General features: G+C 72.6%; 6 protein-coding genes. 4 read left to right on the top strand and 2 right to left on the bottom strand.

The genetic code is table 11. The features are described from left to right. Window positions 1-125 precede the first annotated feature (125 nt). Both ACZ4TO_RS13735 and ACZ4TO_RS13730 read right to left on the bottom strand, forming a co-directional pair. Entirely contained in the window at window positions 126-326 is a 201-nt protein-coding gene (locus ACZ4TO_RS13735; RefSeq protein ID WP_382789788.1) for a helix-turn-helix transcriptional regulator, read from the bottom strand. A 457-nt stretch (window positions 327-783) separates the two neighbouring features. Next, window positions 784-1,761, bottom strand: a complete 978-nt coding sequence (locus tag ACZ4TO_RS13730) for a sugar phosphate isomerase/epimerase family protein (protein WP_468024230.1) — start codon at window positions 1,759-1,761, stop codon at window positions 784-786. Window positions 1,762-1,891: 130 nt separating this feature from the next. Between ACZ4TO_RS13730 and iolC the strand changes: the two genes are divergently transcribed. Genes iolC through iolD form a run of 4 tightly spaced genes read left to right on the top strand, consistent with a single transcriptional unit; the run spans window position 1,892 to window position 6,558 of the window. Beyond that, window positions 1,892-2,857, top strand: coding sequence for a 5-dehydro-2-deoxygluconokinase (gene iolC / locus ACZ4TO_RS13725; protein ID WP_468024229.1), 966 nt, complete (start codon window positions 1,892-1,894; stop codon window positions 2,855-2,857). Then, a complete protein-coding gene (locus ACZ4TO_RS13720) occupies window positions 2,854-3,795 on the top strand; it encodes a Cgl0159 family (beta/alpha)8-fold protein (protein WP_468024228.1) in 942 nt (313 codons plus the stop codon). The genes iolC and ACZ4TO_RS13720 overlap by 4 nt, the downstream gene beginning before the upstream one ends. Window positions 3,796-3,802: 7 nt before the next feature. Then, window positions 3,803-4,645 carry a 5-deoxy-glucuronate isomerase gene (gene iolB, locus ACZ4TO_RS13715; protein WP_382789775.1) on the top strand — a complete coding sequence of 281 codons (843 nt, stop codon included), beginning with the start codon at window positions 3,803-3,805 and terminating at the stop codon, window positions 4,643-4,645. Next, window positions 4,642-6,558 carry a 3D-(3,5/4)-trihydroxycyclohexane-1,2-dione acylhydrolase (decyclizing) gene (gene iolD / locus ACZ4TO_RS13710; protein WP_382789772.1) on the top strand — a complete coding sequence of 639 codons (1,917 nt, stop codon included), beginning with the start codon at window positions 4,642-4,644 and terminating at the stop codon, window positions 6,556-6,558. The genes iolB and iolD overlap by 4 nt, the downstream gene beginning before the upstream one ends. Window positions 6,559-6,567: the final 9 nt, after the last annotated feature.

The following is a 6,567-nucleotide window of genomic DNA, read 5'->3' as shown; positions in this document are numbered from 1 at the left end:
CGTCCACGCCAGGGCCGGAACACACCCCAACAACCACCCACCCCCCCCCCCCCCCCCCCCCCCCCCCCCCCCCCCCCCCCCCCCCCCCCCCCCCCCCCCCCCCCCCCCCCCCCCGACCGGAGGCGTCAGTTGTCCCTGCGGCCCCGGTTCCCCGGGCGGGAGGCCACCCAGGCGCGGACGGTGTCGGCGTACCAGTAGGGCTTTCCGGCCTCGACGTGGTCGGGTGGTGGCAGCAGCCCGTGTTTGCGATAGGACCGGACGGTGTCCGGCTGCACCTTGATGTGCGCGGCGATCTCCTTGTACGACCAGAGCCGGCGGTCGGTCATGAGTGGCACCTCCCCGCGCGCGCCGCGGCGGCGGCCTGGGACGGTCGTCGGGGGAGCCGGGCGCTGCGCTGGTGATCACAAAGCGTGTGCCCGGTGAACGACGCAGCGTGAGGGCTGGGCCGTGGCTGTGGCCCGGGTGTGACGCAAGACCCGCGTATACGCGACATGTGTGACACGAAGGAGTTTTTTGTGACACGAGTGACGCATGGGCGGTAGCGGGACGGAGTCGCCGCCGGGCCGTCCGACCCCTGCCCGCCGTCCGACGCCCGCTGTCCGGCGCCCGCTGTCCGGCGCCCGCCCGCCGATCCGCCCCGCTCGCCGGACGGGGATGCCCGGCCCCCGCCCTGCGTGGGCGGCAGCCGGATGTGGTCGCCGCCGGGCCGCGTGGACGGCCCGCCGGGCCCCGAGCACCCGGCGGGCCGGTGGTCCTCCGTCCGGGTGCCCAGGGACGCGGGAGTCAGGCCCCGCAGGACCTCAGGAACTCCCGGGTGCGCCGCGCGATCGGCAGCGGCTTGTCCGGCGGGCACGGGTACATGTCCTGCTCGACGATCGCGAAGAGCTCGACGCCGAGGTCCTGCGCGGCGGCGAGGACGGGTTCCAGCTCCGGCACGCCGGAGGGCGGTTCGCACATCACGCCGCGCGCCACGGCGGGCCCGAACGGCAGCTCCTCCGCCCGCACCCCGGCCAGCACCCGCGGGTCCACCTGCTTGAGATGGAGGTAGCCGATGCGCTCGCCGTACGTCTCGATGAGCTTGACGCTGTCGCCGCCGCAGTAGGCGTAGTGACCCGTGTCCAGGCACAGCGACACCAGCGAGGAGTCGGTCGCGTCGAGGAAACGGGTGACGTTCCGCTCGCTGTCGATGTGCGTGTCCGCGTGCGGATGGACGACCACCCGCAGCCCGTAGCGCTCGCGCACCTCATGGGCGAGCCGCTCGGTCTGGGTGGCCAGATCCCGCCACTGGGCCGGCGTCAGTTCACTGTCCTCCAGCACCGCGCCGGTCTTGTCGTCCCGCCAGAAGGCCGGGATGACCACGAGGTGCCCGGCCCCCATGGCCTGGGTGAGCGCCGCGATGTCCGAGACGTGCGCCCAGGTGGACTCCCACACGTCAGGACCCCGGTGCAGCCCGGTGAAGACCGTGCCCGCCGACACGCCGAGCCCGCGCCGGGCGGTCTCCTCGCGCAGGACGTCCGGATCGGTGGGCAGATAGCCGTACGGACCGAGCTCGATCCACTCGTAGCCCGATCCGGAGACCTCGTCGAGGAAACGCTGCCAGGGGACTTGCAGGGGGTCGTCGGGGAACCAGACGCCCCAGGAGTCGGGAGCCGAACCGATCCGGATGCGCGAGAGTGAGGACGGAGGTGACGACCGCGGTGACGACTTCGGCGAGGGTCCGGGGGATGACTGCGGCGATGACTGCGGCGGCGACGACGTCATGGGCGCCAGCTTCCGGCGGCTCCCGGGAGGTGTCAAGCCATGGTCCGAATGTCTGGACAAAACGTTGACAGGGTCCCCTCGCGGGGCTAGACCTGGGAGCAGCCGCAGGGACCGCCGAGAAGGGAACTCGATGGCGTACGAGCTGATCACCATGGGGCGGATCGGCGTGGACCTCTACCCCTTGCAGACGGGGGTCCCGCTGTCCCGGGTGACCTCCTTCGGCAAGTTCCTCGGCGGCTCGGCCACCAACGTGGCGGTGGCCGCCGCGCGGCTCGGACGGCGTACCGCCGTCGTCACCCGAACGGGCGCCGATCCCTTCGGAACCTATCTGCGTGAGGCGCTGCGCGACTTCGGTGTCGACGACCGCTGGGTCACCGAGGTCCCGGGACTGCCGACGCCGGTCACCTTCTGCGAGATCTTCCCGCCGGACGACTTCCCCCTGTACTTCTACCGGCAGCCCAAGGCCCCCGACCTGGAGATCCACGCCGGTGAACTCGACCTCGACGCCCTGCGCGAGGCCCGCGTCTTCTGGATGACCGGCACGGGACTCAGCGCGGAACCCAGCCGGACGGCCACCCTCACCGCCCTGGCCCACCGGGCCCGCTCCGGTACGACGGTCTTCGACCTCGACTGGCGTCCCATGTTTTGGAAAGACGCGGCCTGGGAGGGCCCGGCCGCCGCGCGGCCCTTCTACGCCGAGGCCCTGCGCCACGCCACCGTCGCCGTCGGCAACGTCGACGAGGTCGAGGTCGCCACCGGGGAACGGGATCCGCACGCGGCGGCCGCCGCGCTCCTCGCCGCCGGCGTCGAACTCGCCGTGGTGAAACAGGGACCCAAGGGCGTCCTCGCCGTCCACCGCGACGGCACCACGGCCGAGGTCCCGCCCCTCCCGGTCGAGGTCCTCAACGGACTCGGCGCGGGCGACGCGTTCGGCGGCTCCCTCTGCCACGGACTGCTCGCCGGCTGGGACCTGGAGAAGACCGTGCGCCACGCCAACGCGGCCGGCGCCATCGTCGCCTCCCGGCTGGAGTGCTCCTCCGCGATGCCCACCGCGCACGAGATCGAACAGTCCCTCGCCTTCGGAGCGGTGCGGTGAGAGCGGGCCACGTCAGGGGAGCACGCCCCGAACAGGGCGGTGACGGCCCCGCGCCCGTACGCGTCGACGTCTCCGCCCTCGCCCGGACCCGGGCCCGCACACCCGAGGCGGTCGCGGAGGCCGCGGCCCGGCGCGTACGGCGGCCGCTGATGGAGGGCTCGGGCCGGCTGATGATCGTCGCCGCGGACCATCCGGCCCGCGGCATGCTGGCCGTGGGCGAGCGGAGACTGGCCATGGCGGGGCGCGCCGATCTGCTGGAGCGCCTGTGCGTCGCGCTCGCCCGCCCCGGGGTCGACGGGGTGCTCGCCACCGCCGACATACTGGACGACCTGCTACTCCTCGGCGTGCTCGACGGCAAGGTGGCCGTCGGCTCGATGAACCGCGGCGGCCTGGCGGGCTCCGCCTTCGAGATGGACGACCGGTTCACCGGTCACCGCCCGAGGGACATCGAGCGGTTCGGCCTCGACGCCGGAAAACTCCTGCTGCGCATCGACTACGACGACCCCGGCTCGCTGCGCACGCTGGAGTCCGCCGCCCGCGTGATCGACGACATGGCCGAACGTCAACTTCCCGTCTTCGTCGAACCGTTCCTCTGCCGTCGCCGGGACGACGGCACCCTGCGCAACGATCTGAGCGCCGAGGCCGTCACCAAGTCCCTCGCCATCGCCGGCGGCCTGGGCGGCAGTTCGGCGTACACCTGGCTGAAGGTCCCCGTCACCGAGAACCCGGACGACATGGCCCGGGTCATGGAGACCTCCACGCTGCCCGCCGTCCTGCTCGGCGGCGATGTCGGCGAGGACCAGGAGGGTGCGTACGAGAAATGGCGCGGGGCGCTCCAACTCCCCACCGTGCAGGGCCTGGTGGTGGGCCGTTCGCTGCTGTATCCCGCGGACGGGGACGTCGCCGCGGCCGTGGACACCGCCGTAGGACTTCTGTGAGGGCCGCATGAGTCGTCCGAGCAACGAGCTGTACGTGCCCGCGGGCACCACGGCCGACGCCCACTACGCCCTCGACATCGACCCCGAACGGGCCGGCTGGACCCACAGCAGCCTGCGGATCGTGGAACTCGCCCCCGGCGGCACCCACACCTTCACCACCGGGGACAGCGAATGGATCGTGCTCCCGCTCGGCGGCGGCTGCACGGTGCGCACCAAGGACGGCATGGACGAGCAGGAGTTCCAACTCCTGGGCAGGCGGAGCGTGTTCGACGGGGTCTCCGACTTCGCGTACGTTCCCCGTGAGGCCCGGGCCCAGATCGCCTCCGGCGCGGGAGGCCGCTTCGCCCTGGCAGGAGCGAAGTGCGAGCGCCGACTCCCCGCCCGCTACGGCCCCGCGCCGGAGGTTCCCGTCGAAGACCGCGGCAGCGGCGCGTGCGCGCGCCAGGTGCGCAATTTCGCCGCCGCGGACGTCTTCGACTGCGACCGGCTCATCGCCGTGGAGGTGATCACCCCGGGCGGCAACTGGTCCTCGTACCCGCCGCACAAGCACGACGAGAACCTGCCCGGGGTCGAGTCCCTGCTGGAGGAGATCTACTACTTCGAGATCGAGGGACCGAACGGTTTCGGCTATCAGCGCGTATTCCCTTCCCGTGAGGGCGGTTCGGACGTCCTCGCCGAGGTCCGCACCGGCGACGCCGTCCTCGTCCCCGACGGATGGCACGGCCCGTCGATCGCCCAGCCCGGTCACACCATGTACTACCTGAACGTCATGGCGGGGCCGGGCGGGGACAGGGAGTGGCGGATCCGCTTCCACCCGGGACACGCGAAGAGCACAGGGGGATACCGATGACCTCGACGACGAGGCTGACGGTCGCGCAGGCGCTGGTGCGGTTCCTGGCCGCTCAGTACACCGAACGGGACGGCGAGCGCCACCGGCTGATCGGCGCCGTCTGGGGCATCTTCGGCCACGGGAACGTCGCCGGGATCGGCCAGGCGCTCGTCGAGTACGCCACGGTCCCCGGCGGCGGGACATCCGCCGCACCTCCCGTGATGCCGTTCCACCAGGGGCGCAACGAGCAGGCCATGGTGCACGCGGCCGTCGGCTACGCCCGCCAGTGCGGCCGGCTGTCCACGCACGCCGTGACCACCTCGATCGGGCCGGGCGCCACCAACCTCGTCACCGGCGCCGCGCTCGCCACCGTCAACCGGCTGCCGGTGCTGCTCCTGCCCGGCGACGTGTTCGCGGCCCGCCCCGCCGACCCGGTGCTCCAGCAACTGGAGGTCCCCTTCGCCGGGGACGTGTCGGTCAACGACTGTCTGCGCCCGGTGTCGAAGTACTTCGACCGGATCACCCGCCCCGAGGCCCTGATTCCGGCGGCGCTCCAGGCGATGCGCGTGCTCACCGACCCCGTCGACACCGGCGCCGTCACCCTCGCGCTGCCCCAGGACGTGCAGGCGGAGGCGTACGACTGGCCCGAGGAGTTCTTCGCCGAGCGGACCTGGGCGGTACGGCGCCCGGCGCCCGACGCCGGCGAGCTGGCCCGCGCCGTCGAGGCGGTCCGCGGGGCCCGGCGTCCGCTGATCGTCGCGGGCGGCGGTGTCCACCACAGCCGTGCCGAGGAGGCGCTGGCCGAGCTCGCCTCGGCCACCCGTATCCCCGTCGCCTCCACCCAGGCGGGCAAGGGTTCGCTGCGCTGGGACCACCCGCAGGACGTCGGCGGCATCGGGCACACCGGCACGGCGACCGCCGACGAGCTGGCCCGCACCGCCGACCTGGTGATCGGGGTCGGCACCCGGTTCACCGACTTCACCACCGCCTCGGGCACGCTGTTCGCGGCCTCGGACGTCCGTTTCCTCAACCTCAACATCGCCGCGTACGACGCGCACAAGCTCGCCGGCTCTCCGCTGATCGCCGACGCCCGCGCCGGTCTCGAGGCGCTCACCGAGGCGCTGCTGCGGCACCGCCACCGCGCGGAGCCCGCGTACGTCACCGAGTACACGGACGACAAGGAGCGCTGGGAGTACCGCGTCGACGCGGCCTACGAGGCGGAGGACATCGACATCCGCCCCACCCAGCCGCAGGTCCTCGGCGTCCTCGACGAGCTGGTCACCGACGAGGACATCCTGATCAACGCGGCCGGCTCGCTCCCCGGCGACCTGCACAAACTGTGGCGGGCGCGGTCGCGGGACCAGTACCACGTCGAGTACGGCTATTCGTGCATGGGCTACGAGATCCCGGCCGCGATCGGGGTGCGGATGGCGGCCCCGGACCGGCCCGTGTGGGCACTGGTCGGCGACGGCACGTATCTGATGATGCCCACCGAGATCGTCACCGCCGTCCAGGAGGATGTCGCGATCAAGGTGGTCATCCTGCAGAACCACGGGTACGCCTCCATCGGCGGGCTCTCGGAGTCCGTGGGCGGCGAGCGTCTGGGCACGGCGTACCGCCGTCTGGCCGCCGACCGTACGTACACGGGAGTGCCTCTGCCGGTGGATCTCGCGGCCAACGCGGCCAGTCTGGGTATGCGGGTCCTGCGCGCGAGGACCGTGCGTGACCTGCGGGCGGCCCTGGCCGAGGCGCGTGAGGCGGACACTCCCACTTGTGTCTACGTGGAGACCGAAACGGCAGACACAGTGTCGGGCGCGCCCCCGGCCCAGGCCTGGTGGGATGTACCTGTGGCCGAGACCGCGACCCGATCGTCGGCGGTCAAGGCCCGTGAGGAGTACGACCGGCACGTCGCCGCCCGACGCCGCCATCTGTGAAGGAGTAAT

Source organism: Streptomyces sp. NPDC028298 (genome assembly GCF_055565895.1).
Note: the sequence above shows the minus strand (reverse complement) of the source record. Positions and strands in the feature narration are given on the sequence as shown.

What these genes read in the sequence shown, in the direction of transcription:
- iolD (WP_382789772.1), top strand. Translation starts at nt 4,642, where the DNA reads ATGACCTCGACGACGAGGCTGACGGTCGCGCAGGCGCTGGTGCGGTTC.
- ACZ4TO_RS13735 (WP_382789788.1), bottom strand. Translation starts at nt 326, where the DNA reads ATGACCGACCGCCGGCTCTGGTCGTACAAGGAGATCGCCGCGCACATC.
- iolB (WP_382789775.1), top strand. Translation starts at nt 3,803, where the DNA reads ATGAGTCGTCCGAGCAACGAGCTGTACGTGCCCGCGGGCACCACGGCC.
- iolC (WP_468024229.1), top strand. Translation starts at nt 1,892, where the DNA reads ATGGCGTACGAGCTGATCACCATGGGGCGGATCGGCGTGGACCTCTAC.
- ACZ4TO_RS13730 (WP_468024230.1), bottom strand. Translation starts at nt 1,761, where the DNA reads ATGACGTCGTCGCCGCCGCAGTCATCGCCGCAGTCATCCCCCGGACCC.